The organism is Desulfobulbus rhabdoformis (assembly GCF_016919065.1).
Classification (GTDB): domain Bacteria; phylum Desulfobacterota; class Desulfobulbia; order Desulfobulbales; family Desulfobulbaceae; genus Desulfobulbus; species Desulfobulbus rhabdoformis.
The window spans coordinates 106,829-124,155 of the sequence record NZ_JAFFQA010000004.1; the positions used below are offsets into that span (position 1 = coordinate 106,829).

Consider the following 17,327-nt stretch of genomic DNA (forward strand, 5'->3'; position numbering starts at 1 on the left):
ATGAATAATCGGCAACGCCAGCAGCTGCAGACGCTTACTCCCCGGCTCACATGGGATGCCGATATGGCGGCATATTCCACCTTTCGGGCAGGCAACAGGGTAGAGGCGCTGGTGGAGGTGCAAAGCGAAAACGAGCTGGTGAGCTTGTTGCCCTGGCTTGAGCAGGAGCAGATTCCCTGGCAGGTGATCGGTGGCGGCTCCAATATCCTTGTTGCCTCAAACAATCATCCGGGCGTGTTTATTCGCCAGCGAGCTCAGGTGCGTGATGTCTGCCGAGTGGGCCAGGATGGAGATACGGTTTCAGTTTGCGTCTCTGCCGGGTGCAGTCTTGCGGCACTGGTGGGGTGGTGCAGTAACAATAACCTTGCCGGCTTGAGTTTTATGGCTGGAATTCCAGGATCTGTGGGGGGCGCCCTGCGGATGAATGCCGGTGCTTTCGGACAGGCCATCGGCGAATTGGTGGAGTCGATCCGCTGCGTAAGCTCAACAGGGGAGGTGGTGGAGATACCGCATAACAGACTGCGCTTTTCCTATCGCTCTACCCTCATCCCCGGTGATAAGAATGTGCGGCGGATTATCAGTGCGGTGGTGCTGCGTCTGACGCTTGGCGACAAGCAAGAGATTCAGAATCATTGTCTGGAGATCATTGCTAAGCGGAAGCAGAAGCAGCCCCAGGGCGTGGCTTCGGCCGGTTCGTTCTTTAAGAATCCAGCCGGAGATTTTGCCGGGCGGTTGATTGAGAAGGCAGGCCTCAAGGGGCTGTGTCAGGGAAAAGCCATGGTGTCGCCCAAACATGCCAACTTTATCGTCAACACCGGTGGTGCACAACCCGAGGATATTGTCGGGTTGATGGAGAAGGTGCGGCAGACGGTTTTTCAGCGGTGCGGCATTCTGCTTGAGCCTGAAGTACGGATTCTTTAGAGGGACGTTGTTGGACTGATGGCGATTTATACTCCCCGCCAACCGTCTTCCCGTCCACGGAAAGGTGGCAGAAAACCCTCCTTGCTCAAGCGGATAGCAAGTCTGTTCTCCAGACCTCGCTCCAGGCAGGCTGTACAACGCCCCCAGGCGGTGCTGGCCGGTGCCCAGCGTAGTTGGCGGTGGAAACAGCTTTTTGGCAACCTCCTGATTAGCAGCATACTCCTGGTGATCGCCATCTTTCTGCTGTGGATGGGGATGAAATGGTTGCTTGGCTCCGATGTTTTTCGGCTCGCCGATATTCGTATTCTCGGGGAAGACAAGGTCAGTGAACGACAAATTCTTGACCTGGCCGGGTTGCAGCAGGGCGGCAATCTCGCTGAGTTTAATGCGGGAACTGCCAAAAAACGAATTGCTATGCTGCCCTGGATTAAACATGTGGAAATTCACACCCGGTGGCCTTCAACCGTTGAGATCCGAGTGGAGGAGTTTCAACCCTTTGCCCTGGTCAATGTGGAAGAGGGCAGGGCGCGGCGCCTGTATTACATGAGCCTTTCAGGCATACTGTTTGCTGAGGCTGACCAGGGGCAGGAACTGGATTATCCGGTCATAACCGGTGTGCTTGCCGGCAGAGATGTCCAGTCGGGACGGTTTGTTCAGGGCTCCAAGGCGATGCTCGCCCGGCAACTGTTAAAAATTGTGGCCAGAGGCAGTACCATTTTGCCGATCCAGGCCATTTCCGAGGTGCATTTGGATGAGGAGAGGGGGATCATTCTCTATCTCGTCGATCATCCCTTTCCAGTGTACTTTGGAACGGATCGACTCTACAGGAAATACAATCGGCTGGTGCGGGTGCTTGATCAGTTGTATGCGAAAAAGTTGGTTGATGCAGTTAAAGAAATTCGAATGGATTACATAGATGATAAAGTCTTGGTTACCGGAGCCCAAATTGACGGATGAGGAGTTTGAAGAGCTGGAACCGCGTGAGCCGGGTGAACTGGTAGCGGGTCTGGATATAGGCACCACCAAAGTTTGCGCCATGATCGGCGAGGTGTTTGACGATCATGTGGAGATCATTGGTGTGGGCACTGCAGCCTCATCGGGCATGAAAAAGGGCGTGGTGGTGAACATCGAGTCCACGGTCAAGTCGATTAGGCAGGCTGTGGAAACCGCCTCGGACATGGCTGGCTGTGATATCGAGTCGGTCTATGTGGGGATAGCCGGTAACCATATCAAGGGCTTTAATTCACCTGGAATCATTGCCATCAACAATCAGGAGATCCGTGAGCGCGACATCGAGGCGGTGATCCACGCAGCCCAGACGGTCAAGATCTCGGACAACCAGCAGATTATTCATGTGCTGCCTCAGGAATACATGGTCGATGATCATGTGGGGATTCAGAACCCCCTGGGAATGACCGGTGTGCGTCTGGTTACCAATGTTCATATTGTCACAGCCGACGTTACTGCCTTGCATAATGTGGTCACCAGCTGTAATCGCGCCGGGCTGAATGTCTCTGAGATTGTCCTTGAGTCAGTCGCATCTTCGCTGACAGTGCTCAACAAAGACGAGATGGAGCTCGGTGTGGCCCTCATTGATATCGGTGGCGGGACAACCGATCTGGCCATCTTCTGCAATGGCACCATCAAGCATACCTGGGAACTTGCCTTGGGTGGCAACAACCTGACCAGTGATCTCTCCGTTGGTTTACGGACGCCGCTACAGGAGGCTGAGGAGCTCAAGTACCTGTATGGAGGGGCTCTGTCTTCAATGATTAAGGAAAATCATATCATTGAAGTGCCTACTGTGGGGGATCGCAAGCCGCGAAAGGTATCTCAGCGAATTATGGTGGAGATCCTTGAGGCGCGAATGGAAGAGATTCTGCAGATGGTCAACAAAAATATCTGTGCCTCCGGGTATCGCAACCGCATCAATGCAGGAATCGTCATCACCGGTGGCAGTGCAATGCTCGCCAACATCGTTGAGATGGCAGAGCAGGTATTTGACCTGCCGGTGCGCATCGGCTATCCACATGGCGTCGCTGGCCGGGTGGAAGAGATCCGTTCACCCCGGTGTACCACCGGTGTTGGGCTGGTGCTGCACGGGAGTAAAGCGCGGAGTTATGTGCCCAAAGAGAGCGGTGGCATGGTCAACCGGTTGAAAAACTGGATGAAGGGGATGGTGTAGCCAACGTGGGCAGGAAATGCTGGTAGAGGAGCAGTAACCCCCTCTGGAGCAGATCAGTTTTTTGTGATAACTTTTAATAATCACAACTGGTTGTATAAGGTAAAGCAGTTTTCCCTTTGGTCCCGCTGGGACGATGGTATATAAAGGATATTAAACAGAAAATGAATTCTGGGGAGAATAACATGCCGTTCAGAATGGCCGAAGAAGAATCCGTGGCAGTGATCAAGGTAATCGGCGTTGGAGGTGGTGGCGGCAATGCCATTAATACCATGGTGGAGAGTCACCTGGCTGGCGTGCAGTTTATTGCCGCCAATACCGACATGCAGGCTTTGGAAAAGTCGCGTGCTGATATTCGCCTGCAGCTCGGACCGGGAATAACCAAAGGCATGGGGGCTGGCGCTGATCCGGAAATGGGGGGCGAAGCAGCCAAAGAGAGCTATGAAGATCTGCAGTCCGTGCTCAAGGGTGCTGATATGGTCTTTATCACCGCCGGTCTTGGTGGTGGTACAGGCACCGGTGCAGCCCCGGTCATCGCCAGACTCAGTAAAGAGTCTGGGGCACTGACCGTCTCTGTTGTGACCAAGCCCTTTTATTTTGAAGCCAAGACCCGTATGCGCAATGCCGAATCCGGCTGGGAACGGCTCAAAGAGTATTCTGACACCATCATCACTGTGCCCAATGATCGTTTGCTGAGCCTGATGAACAAAAATTCCACTTTGGTGGATATGATGCAGATGGTTGATAATGTGCTCTTGCAGGCGGTGAAGGGTATTACCGACCTCATCAACCTGCCAGGCCATATCAATGTCGACTTTGCTGACTTGAAAACGGTCATGCAGCAGGTCGGGCCAGCCATCATGGGCACTGGGTCAGCGGCCGGTGAGAATCGTGCCACTGAGGCGGCGAAACGAGCCATTGATAACCAGTTGCTTGAGGATGTGGGTATCGACGGTGCCCGCGGTATCCTGATCAACATTTCTGCGGCCCAGGAAACTCTGACCATGAATGAATTCATGGAGGCCTCGGCCCTGATTCAGGAGAAGGCGCACGACGATGCCAATATCATCATCGGTGCACTCTTTGACGAATCTCTGGGCGATGAGCTGCGGGTGACGGTTATTGCCACCGGTATCTCCAGCATCGAGGAACCCGAGATTAACGAAATCGATATGGTTCGAAGCCGTCCGGTCCAATCCCCGCCCCTTTCTCCGCGTTCCCGTCAGGTTCGCACCACCGAGGAGGAGGATATGGTGCTGGATAATGGTCCGGTGAGCATTGCCCGGCCCAATCCGCGGCCCAAGGGGGCGCTGCATATGCCCAAACCGGTCTTTGATGACAACGAGTTCAACGAGTACGACGAGCCGGCCTATCTGCGGAAAAAAGCCAACTGATTGCTTTTTGCGGCCTACTTGACTGAAGGAGGCCTAAGGAACTGTTGAGTGCAGGGGGAATATTTACCAGATATTCCCCCTTTTTTTATGCTTGAATCCGTGAGCATTACAGAACACCGACGGGAATGCCTGGCAGCACGAGGAAAAGGCTGTACTTGCAGAGATGGATTGACTACTATCAAGCCGCTCTCACGGAGTTAGGCGAGGCAAAAAATCCTCGTAACCGATCAAGGGGTACTCCCCTAAAATACATCTAATTATCGGATCTGTAAGCGGTTACGGGGGGCCGGAGATGCTAGGTATCGGCCTGTGTAGCGTACGCCTGTACGTAAACGGGCCGATAAGACCGCAGATTTGGTGCCCCGTGATCGCTGACAATCCCTCGACCAACACATACTCTTTAAGCAATGCTCTCTGGTCATTATCGCGTGTCGAACCGTTTAGCCAATGAAATAGGAACCTACCGCACCAAGTGGAAAGATCAGCTGCCGGTGGCGTTGCTCTACCCCAATACCTATCCAGTGGCCGTCTCCAACCTTGGCTATCAGTTGGTCTATACCCTGCTCAATAGCATGGACGGCGTTGTCTGCGAACGGTTTGTCTACCCGGAATCCGGTGAGGAATACCGCTCACTGGAATCCTCTCGCCCTTTAAGCGATTTTCCCCTGGTCTTTGGCTCGATCTCTTTTGAGCATGATTTTCCACGCCTGGCGGCTATGCTGGCCGCAGGTGGTGTTGCGCCCTACAGTGATGATCGTGGTCCCGCCATTACTGCCGGTGAACCGCTGGTGGTTCTGGGAGGCGTTGGTGTTTTTATGAACCCCGAGCCTCTGGCCTCTTTTGCTGATCTAATGGTCATTGGTGAGGCGGAAGGGGTGCTTGCGCCACTCATGACCCTCTTGGAAGGGTATGCGCAGAGCGAGCGGACAGTGCTGCTGAAAAAGATTGCTATGAGCCTGCCTGGCTGTTACGTGCCGCAGTTCTACCACCTGCACTATGATGAGCTGGGGCGGGTTGAGACTATTGAGGTGGATGCCGATCTGCCCCCACGGGTACACAAGGTAATAGCGCCCAAGATGGAGCGGGCTGCGCACTCAACCCTGCTTTCGCCCGATGCCGAACTGGGGATGTATATGGTGGAGCTGGGGCGCGGGTGCAGCCGGGGCTGCCGTTTCTGTGCCGCCGGTTTTATCTACCGTCCCCCCAGACTCTGGTCGGCGGATGCCATCCTTGCGGGGCTGGAGGATCGTCCAGAGGCCGTTGATCGTATTGGCCTGCTCGGTATGGAGATGGCCAGCTCTGCAACCGTGGATAAAATCAGCAGATATCTGCAGGAAAATAACTGTGCCCTGTCGTTTTCTTCGCTCAGGGCGGACCGTATCTCTGAGCAGACACTCACCTTGCTGGCTGCCTCCAATTTAAAGAGTGTGGCGATCGCAGCTGATGGAGCCTCTGAGCGGTTGCGCGAGCTGATCAACAAGGGGCTGAAGGAAGAAGATCTGCTCTCCGCTGGCGAGCGTCTGGTTGCTGCTGGAATTTTTCATTTAAAACTCTATGTGATGATCGGCCTGCCCAGCGAAACCCAGGAAGATCTCGAAGAGCTGGTGCAGCTGGTGGAAAAGCTGCAGGCCCGCATTCTCCCCATCGGTAGAGAACGGGGCCGGGTGTCGGAGTTGACACTCTCGATCAACTGTTTTGTCCCCAAGCCCTGGACGCCGTTTCAATACTGTGGTTTTGGGGGCCTTGAAGAGCAGGAGGCCACCAAAGGCAAAGTGGAATCGGCAGTTAAGGCCCTGAAAAGAAAAATTCGATTTCTGCGGCAGGGGCTTAGCCATCTTGCCAATCTGCAGCTCAAATTCGATCATCCCGAGCAGGCCTTGCAACAGGCTGTTTTTTCGCGAGCCGATCGTCATATCGCTCCGGCCCTTTTGGATATTGGTCTTGGAAAAGCTGGTTTTAAACAGGCCATGCGGCAGCACAATCTTGACTCCTGGCAGTACGCGGTGCGTCCTCGAAGTGTGGATGAAATCATGTGCTGGGAGGTCCTTGACCATGGGATTCGCCCCGGCCACCTCTTTCAGGAATGCCAGCGCGCCCTGGCCGGGCAGTATACCCATCCCTGTGAACCAGCTGTCTGTCGCCGTTGTGGCGTGTGTGGAGGAGAGCAATGAGAGCACCGAAACCTGATGTGGTGCGCAGAAAATCGACATCGAGTGTCTCCTGCCTGCAACGGTTGGGACAATGGTTCTCTGGCCTTTTTTCGCGTTTCGATTGGCCTAAACTGCATATTCACCTGCCACATCCCACTCTCAACGGGCTGAAACCCCGTTTTCGTAACCGTGAAGGATCTGAGGGGCTTCTCCCCTTTGAGCTGGTCAAGTATTTCAGTTTCACCTCGCTGATTCTGATTTTGATTGCCTCCTTCATCCTCTCCTGGGTGATTGCCAGTAATGCCAAGAATGTGCTGTTGCAGCGCTCCGAAGCCTACTCCCGTCTCTTTGCCGATAACCTCAATCGACAGGTCTTTCTTCAGTTTGTTTTACCCACAGTTGTCCGCTACGGACGTATCGCCCTTTCCGAGCAGGCCCAGTATGAGCGACTAGACAAGATTGTTGGCAATATTACCCGCGGAATGAACATCGACTCTGTCACCATCTACGAGCCACGCCAGAACCGGATTGCCTACTCCACCATGGCCGATCTCATGGGAAAAAGGGATATGGGGGGGCTGGAATACCAAAAGGCCTCAAAAGGCGAGAGTAATTCCGTATTGATCAGCGGAGGCTCGCTTTTTAGCTTTATCCCAGGATCAGCCGAGGTCTTCTGTACCTTAAAAACCTATGTTCCCTTTCGTCAGGAAAATAAACTCGGCGAACGCACCGGCGAGATTATGGGCGTGATCGAGGTGGTTCAGGACCTCTCTGAAGACCTGGAGGCAATTATTCGTCTGCAGGCGCGGGTCATAATCCTCTCTCTGGCAATCATGGCCGTGCTCTTTGTTATTTTAAGCCTGATTATCATTCGGGCCAATCGGATCATGGCCCAGCGCGCTGCCGAGCGTTTGCGTCTGGAAGAACAGCTCAATGAGGCTCAGCGGTTGGCTTCTTTAGGCAAGATGGTGGCAGCGGTCTCCCATGAGATTAAAAATCCCCTGGGGATTGTCCGCTCCACCGCCGAGATTCTCGGCACTCGTATCGGCAAGGTGGCCCCGGGCAATGAGCGCCTTGCCAACATTATTGTTGAGGAAACCTCCCGCTTAGATGGCATTGTCCGTGAATTCCTCGATTTTGCCCGTCCCCGTGATGTGGAGAAAAAGGCTGGCTCCTTAAATTCTGTGGTCGAGCGGTTGATGCGTTTTATGGAGCCAGAGTTTCAGGCTAAGGCGGTCCAGGTGGAATTGGATCTGGACGTGGACCTGCCGGAGATCTTTTTTGATGACGAGCACATCTACCAGGTGCTGTTTAACATCGCTTTTAACGCCATCCAGGCCATGCCCGATGGGGGCGCCCTGATGGTGGAGACCGGGAGGGTAGAGCGTGGGCAGGTGTTTGTCAGCCTCACCGACTCGGGGATGGGGATGTCGACTGAGAAGATGGAACAGATATTTACCCCCTTTTATACGGACAAACACCGCGGAACCGGGCTTGGTCTGGCCATAGCAAAGAGTATTGTCGAGAAGCATGAGGGGAGAATCGAGGTGCACAGTCAGCTCGGGGAAGGCAGTACCTTTCGGCTTGTTCTACCCATTGAGACGGCCCCTCTGGAAGTGGTTGTCGCTGAAGAAGATTGAGAGCACACCCTTAAGGAACGTGGTACTTTTCTCTGCCTGCATTCTTTTTTTCGGTGAAAGCGGACAATGTCGATCAGTATTGGATATGTAATCAGTGGGCATGGGTTTGGCCATGCCACCCGCGCCATTGCTGTGATGCAGGCATTGCAGCAATGTATGGATGTGCGCTTCATCATCCTGACCTCAGTTCCCCCCTGGCTCTTTCACGATTCGCTTACAGCCCTCCATGTGGTCCATGCCATGGAGACCGATATCGGCCTGGTCCAGCATTCCGCCCTGAGTGAAGATCTGCCCGCCACACTCAAGGCGTTACGTGGTTTGTATCCGTTACGGGAACAACACATCGACAAGGCTGCAGTACTGCTGTCAGGCTGCCATCTGGTTTTCTCTGATATAGCCCCGCTTGGGATTGTTGCCGCAAAACGAGCAGATATCCCCTCCATTTTGGTGGAAAATTTTACCTGGGACTGGATCTATGCACCCTTCGAGCAGTCCACGCCCGGTCTTGCCCCGTTGAGTCACAGTATAGGTGAGCTTTTTTTGCAGGCAGATTATCATATTCAGGCAAAGCCTATCTGCAATCCCGGATCCTGCGACCTGGTTGTAGAGCCTGTTGCCCGTCAACTCCGAACCCCAGAGCAGGTGCGTCTGCAGATGCAGTGCAGGCCGAATCAGCGCCTGGTGCTGGTCACCATGGGAGGTATCAAGGGGCAGTTGAAGAATATGATGAACCTGGATGCATTAAAGGATCGAGATGACACGGTCTTTGTGTTGACTGGAATGAGCAACAAAGGGGAAATCCAGGAAAATTTGCGTCTGCTTGCCCCGGACACCTCCTGTTACTTTCCCGACCTGGTTGCCAGCGCTGATCTGGTCGTGGGCAAGAGCGGCTACTCCACAGTGGCTGAAGCGTATCAGGGGCAGACGGCCTATGGCTACATCAAGCGTCCCGGCTTTCGCGAATCACTGGTGCTGGAATCCTTTCTTGACAGGTATCTGACATCGTGGGAAATTAAAGAGCATGCTTTAGAGAGCGGTGTCTGGCTCAATGGGCTTGATCAATTTGATCAGCCGCAAAAACCAACATCACAGCCCGAAAACGGGGCTGCGCAAATTGCTCTGTTTGTGCACTCTCTGTTTTAGGGTGTCTTGAATAATTAGATTTTTCAATCAAGGTCAAGGATTGTGAAAAATTTTACCGCAGGCATATAGTTGATATTCCGAGGATAAAATTTTGAGTATGACGCAGAGATTGGCAGAAAAAGCAATTATTCAAGATTCCCTTTAGAATACCGTATTGTGCAGTGGCCACTTACCACCAGTTTTCTGCACTGGTGCCCTCCCGAAATTGCCCCGTATTGCCTCATCACGAGAGTAGGCCTTGTTTTGCAGGAAGGGATCTTGAAGCGTTGCTTTTTCTGTCATCCCCAAGATTCTGCCGCTTTTCTCGTCATGCTTAAAAGTGTATCCTCGGAGGTACGTGCTGACTCCGATATCGTGTACCCGCCTGCGGTACAATGGAGCGCAATCCTTAACCATGACTGAACAATCCAATTATTCAAGCCTCTCAGATGACGCTATTTCAGAGAAAAGAGCATTGTGGTCGTTATGACTGTCCGTAGGAGTCTGTATGCCAGATTTAGAAGTAACTGAGCTTTGTTTTCAGGATCGAGGGCCTTACTCCTTTCAGGTGAAAGGAGGCGAATGTATGGGGCTGGAAGGTGCATCAGGTGCTGGCAAGAGTCGGCTGCTCAGGGCCGTGGCTGATCTGGATCCACGTACCGGTCACCTTGTTTTAGGAGGAGTCGATGCCGATACCGTTTCGGCCCCACAATGGCGAAGGATGATAGGCCTGCTTCCGGCTGAAAGCGGTTGGTGGCTTGATCTTGTCGGTGATCATTTTCATGATTTTGCTACTCTTGATCCCGAGATGCTCGCAGATCTTGGGTTTGAGCCATCTGTTCAAGACTGGCAGGTGAGTCGACTCTCCACAGGAGAACGGCAGCGCATGGCTATTTTGCGTCTTCTGGTGAACAGGCCAAGCTGTCTGCTCCTTGATGAGCCGACAGCGAGCCTGGATCCACGGGCGGTTGAGAAGGTCGAAGAGTTGTTATGTGCTTATGGGGACGAAAATCAGGCCCCCATTATCTGGATCAGTCATGATTCGGAACAGCTCAACAGAGTCAGTCGCAGGCGTTTGCGCATGGAAAAAGGCGGGCATCTTTTAGTGCCAGAGGGGGACGATAATGGGCGTTAAGCCGCTTTCCCCGCTGGACCTCTCGTTGGCAGCCTCATTGCTCGTTGTTCTTGGTGCACTTTCCTGGCGCATGCAACTCGGGCTTGCGAAGAATATGACCATCGCCGCTATTCGGACGACTGTCCAGCTATTACTTATCGGTCATATTCTCCGCCTGCTTTTCAGCAATGTGCATATAGTTTATATGGTGTTGATCTCTCTCGTTATGCTGACCACGGCCGGGCGGGAGGTGGTGGCCCGTCAGCATCGCCCTCTGAAAGGCATACAGGGCTGGCTCATCGGCTCAGGTGCCATGTTCTTCTCTACCTTTACCTTGACCCTGCTTGCCTTGACAGTGATAATCAACCATCAACCCTGGTACACGCCCCAGTATGCTATTCCTCTTCTCGGAATGATGCTGGGGAGCGCCATGAGTGGTGTAGCCTTGAGTATGGACCGCATGACCGAGACAGTCTGGCAGCAGCAACGGGTTATTGAGCAACGATTACTGCTTGGGCATAGCGCCACCGAAGCCATTGGTGAAATTCGACGTCAGGCCATCCGGGCTGGCATGATGCCCATTATCAACTCCATGTCAACCGCCGGTTTGGTCAGCTTGCCGGGGATGATGACCGGCCAGATCCTTGGTGGCTCCAGCCCCATGGATGCGGTGCATTATCAGATCATGATTATGTTTCTCCTCTGTGCCGCCACCGGTTTTGGAAGCATTATTGCAGTGTATGGAATTGAACGCCGCATGTTTGATCGGCGCCAGCGATTGCGTTTGGATGTCTTACGTTTGCCAAAGCTTACTCATCGGCGATCCACTTGAACTGCAAAAAATCCTTTTTTGGGGATGATGAAGGTTTGTCATGGCATATATAAAATGGCCCCGGTTGGGCTCAGCGTCTCTTAAAATTGCCGCTATTTATTTAGCTGTCTCGGTGCTCTGGATTGGAGGGTCCGATCATCTGGTTGCTCTTTTTTTCAAAGATACCCAGCAGCTCTCTCTGGTTCAGACCTTGAAAGGTTGGTTTTTTGTCGGCAGCACCTCGGTGCTTATTTATTTTTTAATGCAACGGGAGATTGCCACCTACAAAAAAACATCGGAAAGTCTGGCGAAAAGTTCACAGGAGTTACGGGATATTCTTGATGCCATGCCGGTAGGCGTGTCTGTAACCGATGGCACCACCATCGAGTATATCAACATCAATTTCAGTAAGCGATATGGTTATACGCTTGATGAAATCCCCACCGATGAGCAGTGGTTTCTCCTCGCCTATCCAGACGCTGAATACCGTCAAACATTGCTTGCAAAGTGGGATGAGGAGATACAGCGTGGCCGTGAGCAGGGAGGCGGTATCAGGCCTTATGAGGTTCGGGTGACCTGTAAAAATGGCGAGGTTCGTCAGGCCATTGCCAATACCCAGCTGATAGGCGAGCGTATTGTGGTCATCTTCACCGATATCACCGAACGGGAGTTGCTCAATAACGAACTGATAAAAATCCAGAAATTAGAGTCCATCGGTCTTCTGGCCGGAGGGTTGGCCCATGATTTTAATAATATCCTCACCGGAATAATGGGGAATCTTTCCTATGCCCAGATTCTGCTTGAACAGGGACATCCGGCCTTTGCACCACTGAAGGCCGCTGAAGATGCAGCCGGACGAGCAGCAGAAGTAACCAGGCAACTCCTGACCTTTGCCCGTGGCGGAGAGCCGGTGAAAAAAGTAGTGTGCTTACCAGATATAATCAATGAGTCCATGACCCTGATGCTGCGGGGCTCTCAGGTACAAGGCGAGGTCGATATTCCTCCCGAAGGGGTCTGGTTTGTTGAAGCAGATAGTGGTCAGTTCTCCCAGGTACTGAATAACATCATTATCAATGGGGTGCAGGCAATGGGCGAGGGGGGCACATTAAAGGTGCGTGCAGAAAATTACCGCATCAGCGAACAGACGCTCTCCGCACTGGAGCCGGGAGAGTATGTGCGGATTTGTTTGGAGGACAACGGTCCGGGCATGTCCCCTGAAACCATGGAACGCGTCTTTGATCCCTACTTCACAACCAAGGCAGAGGGGAGTGGATTGGGGCTGGCATCGGCCTACTCTATAATAACGCGGCATGGAGGGACTATCTCTGTTGATTCCACCCTGGGAAAAGGCACCACCTTTACTCTTCTCGTACCGGCAACCAGAAAAAAGCCGTTTCTTGAGAAAACAAAAAAACCTCTCTCTGAGCAGCGTACAGAAGTTGTTTGCTCCCGGATTTTGGTAATGGATGATGAGCCCGCTATCCGTGATATTGCCGCAGCCATGCTGGATTACCTAGGTTATGAGGTCCAATCCTGTAGCGATGGGCAGGAGGCCGTTGAGCTTTATAGAAGGGCTCAGGACGCTGGCCAGCGATTTGACGCTGTCATTATGGACCTGACCGTACCCGGGGGGCTTGGTGGTAAAGAGGCTGCTCGCCAGATTCTTGCACAAGATCCGAGTGCGACTTTGATCGTGTCCAGCGGTTACTCGCATGATCCCATTATGGCCGATTTTGCAACCTATGGATTCAAAGGAGTGCTGGCCAAACCGTACAAGGCTGATGAGCTCTCCAAGGTGCTGGGGGTTATTTTACCAGTGTAAACGGACTTGGCGGTGAGGAAACTGGTGTCTGGAAGGAGGGTTAATTATCGTCCATGAACATCTGGCTGGTCAAGTCCCAGCAGGTGACAATGCCGTTACGCCATTTGGCAAGCTGGACATTTCCATCCTGGGAAACGACAAAGGCCATGACCTGGTGGAGAGCATTACAGAGATGGTAGACGGAGCGGTGGCGGGAGCCATAGCCTTCAATTTTGGCCAGCGAGACCATGGTCCCTTCAACATCGTGGGCAATGGCGACTTCGGTGAGTTTATCAAGTGAGCCTACAATCATGCCACCAAAGCCGATCGCTCCCTGACCTGTGGTGACCACGGCGCCGTCCACCGAGGCCAGGCTGGCCACAAACTGGGCCTGCTCATAGAGTGCTTCTTCAAGATCATAGACGGCTGATTCGTGACGGAGTTCAACGTAGTCTTTCCAGGTGATAATTTTGTCGGGCTCGTTGATATCGCCAAGTGCTGTGGTTGCCAGGCGGATGGTGCGGATCATCAGGTTTTGCTGCCGCTTGATGGCCTCGTCATGGTGAAACCGATATTTGATCTGAATCGGTTCATTTTCACCGGAGAGATCGGGAAGATCTGGGCCGGGGAAAATGAGAAAAGTCCCACCGTGCAGGGACATGCGGGTGACGCTGATGATGCGTTTGAGGAGCTGAAACTGCAGGCTGTCAATAAACTCGTCTTGAATGCGTGCCACCGGATAGAGGACGCTGGAGCGAAACTCTTCGTGCATGCGCAAGAGGTTCTCCCGTTCTTCAGCAAAGAGCTTTTGCATCCATTTGGACTGAAAGGCATTGGCTGCAGAATCCAGCAGGCGCCCACTGTTGAGCGTGGCGATAATTTTCAGCCCGCGGCAGATGGTGAGCATGCCCGGCCCCGTCACATGGACAACAAAGGTATCGGGCAGTTGGTTGGTTTTTTTATTGCCCCCACGTTCCTCTTGGAGCCAGCGAATACCTGAGTTGAGCATGCCCCAGATACGAAACCCTTTTTCCGGATGAGGGATAACCCCGATCAGGGATCGCTCAAAATCAACGGCTGGCGACAGGCGGCGCAGCTCATATTCATTGAAGGAGCGGGTAGAGGAAAAGAGCACGCGAAGAAACCCCTTGGGCGGCCCCTGATCCGGGGGGAACAGCTCGGGATCGGCAACGATCAGCCGCAGGGTGACCGGCCGGTCTTCCTCACGCATCATGCTCACCTGGTAACAGGTGGAGATCAACTGTTCGAGGGCGGGGTTATCTGGCAGGGTACTCGCCTGTTGTTCAGGCCCCTCCGACTGATCAGTAGACGCAGCATTCCATCGCTTTGTAATGAGTTCAACAAGTTCTGATGGGTAAACGTGCATGTGTTATTCCACTGAAGAGAGCCAAGAGAGAGGAGAGTGTATCTACTATAGAGATAAAACCATGACGGAGGAGGTTTGTAAATTTATTTTCCCGATCAGCCACCATGACTGGGCAATGTACGGGGATAAACAGGGAAAAGGGTTGTGCTGGCGGGCCTTTTGCAGTAGTACGGATCCTTGCGGTTGGAGTACCCGGTGTGCAGAGCAAGACACTGGGATAGTTTGATCTGGATTTGTGCAGGCATGGGGCTGGTAAAACAAAAAGGAGTGCCGAACTGCTCTGAGAGTCCGTGTATCTGCAAAGAGCACTCTCCCCACAGCTACGGATTCAGGTTTGAGATTAGAAAGCAGAGTAGGCCATGAAAAACGGAGTACGAGAGGTACTGGCAGAGGTCACCATTCCCCAGGTGAAGATTCCCGCGCATCCGGTCAAACGCGTCTTACCGGCTGCAGAAACAGAAGCATTGAAAGAGCGCATCAAGACCATGCTGCAGGAAAAGAATGCAGCGCTGGTTGCCCATTACTATACCGAGGGCGTCCTTCAGGACCTGGCAGAGGAGACCGGTGGCTGCGTTGCCGATTCTCTGGAGATGGCTCGGTTCGGAACCCAGCATCCGGCTGAGACCCTGGTGGTGGCTGGTGTGCGCTTCATGGGCGAGACCTCAAAAATTCTCAATATCGAAAAACGGGTGTTGATGCCCGATCTGGCAGCAACCTGTTCCCTGGATGAAAACTGTCCCATTGATCTTTTCAGTGATTTTTGTGATCAGCATCCCGATCACACCGTGGTTGTCTATGCCAACACCAGCGCCGAGGTGAAAGCTCGTTCGCACTGGGTGGTTACCTCCGGTATCGCTCTGCCTGTGATCAAACACCTGGCCGACAAGGGGGAGAAAATTCTCTGGGGGCCGGACCGACACCTGGGGCGCTACGTCCAGCAGCAGACCGGGATTGAAATGATCCTTTGGCCGGGATCCTGTGTGGTCCATGAAGAGTTTAAAGCCGATGCTCTGCGAACAATGCGCTCGCTTCATCCCAAGGCGGCGGTTCTGGTCCATCCCGAATCCCCGCAGGAGGTGGTGGATCAGGCCGATGTTGTCGGTTCGACCACCGCTCTGATTCAGGCTGTACAGAACATGGCCAACAAAGAATTTATCGTGGCCACGGATGCTGGAATTTTCAATAAAATGCGGCAGCTCTCTCCGGATAAGGTCCTGCTTAGCGCTCCCACCGGTGGAGATGGTGCCACCTGTGAGAGTTGTGCACGTTGTCCCTGGATGGAGATGAACTCACTGGAAAAGCTCGCCCATGTCCTGGAAACCGGTGAAGGGGAGATTCAGGTCGCTCCTGGGTTGGCTGCGCAGGCAAAGATTCCCATTGAGCGGATGCTCGCCTTTGCTGAGACCTTGAAAAAGTAAGCGTTTTTTTCCTGCGATCAAAGCAAAAACAGCGGAAATCCACACTGTGGATTTCCGCTGTTTTTGTTTATGCTGTGGAGAGAGCACGAACTTGTATAAGAAATCCGGGCTAGTGCTAGTGCCCATCCTGAAACGGTCTTTTCGGAGTCTGGGCTTACCTGAACGTGAACAAAAATCCTCATTTCTGGACGGATACGGGCTAACTGCAGACGGATTCACGCGAGGGTAAAAAACACCCCTCGGCCAGATCGATCCCTTGAAGAAGCACTCCCTTTTCCTGGTAGAGGCTGCCGATGAGTCCACTCTGGCAGCGATTGATGAGGATGCGTAGCGGCACCTGGGGCAGGGTCAGCATTTCATAGTCTGTATCCGCGTCCCCGGCGACCAGTACCGGCGTGCCATCGATACGGGTCCTGATGATCTCCGCCTTCCCTTCGCGAAAGGTCACCGGGTAATCGGGATAGGAGTCAATACTCAATCTATCTTGAGAATCCCGCAGAACTCGAATGCCATAGATATGGTCGCGATCCACGGGAAAGCCAAGACGGGGAGCGGCTCCTTCCACCAGCCACTCCGTACTGGCAGAGATGACATAGCGTTCAATGTTCAGGGCCTTCAGTTGCGCCATGAGCGTCTGGATTTCCGGGTAAGCATGAAGGCCAAGGGGATAACTGGCGCTTATGGTGCCAATCGGGTCGGGAGCTTTGACCTCCAGGGTGACTTGGCTCAGTGGCTCCAGCTCCGCCTGGTCAACCACGTCCACTGCAAGTTGTCGGACTTCCTGGCTGGTAAAGCCGGCAAGCATCTTTGCCATAAAGGGGAGCACGAAGCGAGGGCCTAAATGTTCTGCCTTACGGGCCTGTGCCGTACTCCAGAGCAGCAGGGTAGAGAAGAGGGGATAGTCACTCCCTTGCAGGGCCCTCTCGATCTCCCCTGCCTGAATCAAGGGGTAAAGCCTGGCGTAAGCGGCAAGGAGTGTTGCGCGCACGGCGGCCATGGGCCGCCCGGCCAGTGTGCCCTCTTCCGGCGGCAGGATTGCCGCTAACTCATCGGGTGTGATTCGGTAGCGCAGGTGCTCTATCTGATAGCGAAACAGAGCCTGCCCGATATCGCGAAAGATGCAGGTATTATCAAAATCGAAAATGGCGACAGGTCTTGCCAGCGACGAATCTTCAGAAAGTTGTCTGAGGGTTTGAGTGATTGTTGCCAGGTTTTCAGGGAGCCAGTTGCTCTTCTGTGGCGGTGTGTCTGCGGTTTGGGTCGTTGTGCCTGAGGATGTCATCTCGTGGTGATTGGGGGAAGTCATGGGGCTGGTGCTGAGCTGTGTGCAGATCAGGACCAGATAGAGTTACGTACGATCTAACCTAAATAGTCGAATAAAGGTAGC

The 17,327-nt window shown here is 53.3% G+C and carries 13 protein-coding genes; 11 read left to right on the plus strand and 2 right to left on the minus strand.

Annotated elements, in window-relative coordinates; translation table 11 throughout:
- The 10 genes from murB to JWJ90_RS03345 all read left to right on the plus strand — a co-directional run bounded on the left by murB (position 1) and on the right by JWJ90_RS03345 (position 13,156).
- Entirely contained in the window at positions 1-921 is a 921-nt protein-coding gene (gene murB, locus JWJ90_RS03300; protein WP_205225769.1) for a UDP-N-acetylmuramate dehydrogenase, read from the plus strand.
- 18 nt (positions 922-939) lie between these two features.
- Positions 940-1,878: a cell division protein FtsQ/DivIB gene (locus tag JWJ90_RS03305; protein ID WP_205225770.1), complete on the plus strand. Its 939-nt coding sequence runs from the start codon at positions 940-942 to the stop codon at positions 1,876-1,878.
- Positions 1,838-3,106, plus strand: coding sequence for a cell division protein FtsA (gene ftsA, locus JWJ90_RS03310; protein WP_205225771.1), 1,269 nt, complete (start codon positions 1,838-1,840; stop codon positions 3,104-3,106). Before JWJ90_RS03305 ends, ftsA begins: the two co-directional genes overlap by 41 nt.
- 182 nt (positions 3,107-3,288) lie before the next feature.
- Positions 3,289-4,497 carry a cell division protein FtsZ gene (ftsZ, locus tag JWJ90_RS03315; RefSeq protein ID WP_205225772.1) on the plus strand — a complete coding sequence of 403 codons (1,209 nt, stop codon included), beginning with the start codon at positions 3,289-3,291 and terminating at the stop codon, positions 4,495-4,497.
- 428 nt (positions 4,498-4,925) lie between these two features.
- Positions 4,926-6,668, plus strand: coding sequence for a radical SAM protein (locus JWJ90_RS03320; RefSeq protein WP_338032279.1), 1,743 nt, complete (start codon positions 4,926-4,928; stop codon positions 6,666-6,668).
- Positions 6,665-8,287, plus strand: a complete 1,623-nt coding sequence (locus JWJ90_RS03325) for a sensor histidine kinase (RefSeq protein ID WP_205225774.1) — start codon at positions 6,665-6,667, stop codon at positions 8,285-8,287. Before JWJ90_RS03320 ends, JWJ90_RS03325 begins: the two co-directional genes overlap by 4 nt.
- A 66-nt stretch (positions 8,288-8,353) precedes the next feature.
- On the plus strand, positions 8,354-9,430 hold the full coding sequence (locus tag JWJ90_RS03330) for a glycosyltransferase family protein (RefSeq protein WP_205225775.1): 1,077 nt from the start codon (positions 8,354-8,356) through the stop codon (positions 9,428-9,430).
- A gap of 487 nt (positions 9,431-9,917) precedes the next feature.
- On the plus strand, positions 9,918-10,544 hold the full coding sequence (locus JWJ90_RS03335; RefSeq protein ID WP_205225776.1) for an ABC transporter ATP-binding protein: 627 nt from the start codon (positions 9,918-9,920) through the stop codon (positions 10,542-10,544).
- Positions 10,534-11,355: an ABC transporter permease gene (locus JWJ90_RS03340; RefSeq protein ID WP_205225777.1), complete on the plus strand. Its 822-nt coding sequence runs from the start codon at positions 10,534-10,536 to the stop codon at positions 11,353-11,355. Before JWJ90_RS03335 ends, JWJ90_RS03340 begins: the two co-directional genes overlap by 11 nt.
- Before the next feature lie 40 nt (positions 11,356-11,395).
- Positions 11,396-13,156, plus strand: a complete 1,761-nt coding sequence (locus tag JWJ90_RS03345) for a hybrid sensor histidine kinase/response regulator (protein WP_205225778.1) — start codon at positions 11,396-11,398, stop codon at positions 13,154-13,156.
- A 40-nt stretch (positions 13,157-13,196) separates the two neighbouring features.
- Here JWJ90_RS03345 and JWJ90_RS03350 read toward each other — a convergent pair whose 3' ends face one another.
- Positions 13,197-14,522 carry a putative sensor domain DACNV-containing protein gene (locus JWJ90_RS03350; protein WP_205225779.1) on the minus strand — a complete coding sequence of 442 codons (1,326 nt, stop codon included), beginning with the start codon at positions 14,520-14,522 and terminating at the stop codon, positions 13,197-13,199.
- 359 nt (positions 14,523-14,881) lie between these two features.
- Between JWJ90_RS03350 and nadA the strand changes: the two genes are divergently transcribed.
- The gene (gene nadA / locus JWJ90_RS03355) at positions 14,882-15,940 is read left to right on the plus strand and encodes a quinolinate synthase NadA (protein WP_205225780.1); all 1,059 of its coding nucleotides are present in this window, start codon (positions 14,882-14,884) and stop codon (positions 15,938-15,940) included.
- 199 nt (positions 15,941-16,139) lie between these two features.
- Here nadA and JWJ90_RS03360 read toward each other — a convergent pair whose 3' ends face one another.
- A complete protein-coding gene (locus tag JWJ90_RS03360; RefSeq protein WP_205225781.1) occupies positions 16,140-17,246 on the minus strand; it encodes an HAD family hydrolase in 1,107 nt (368 codons plus the stop codon).
- Positions 17,247-17,327 lie beyond the last annotated feature (81 nt).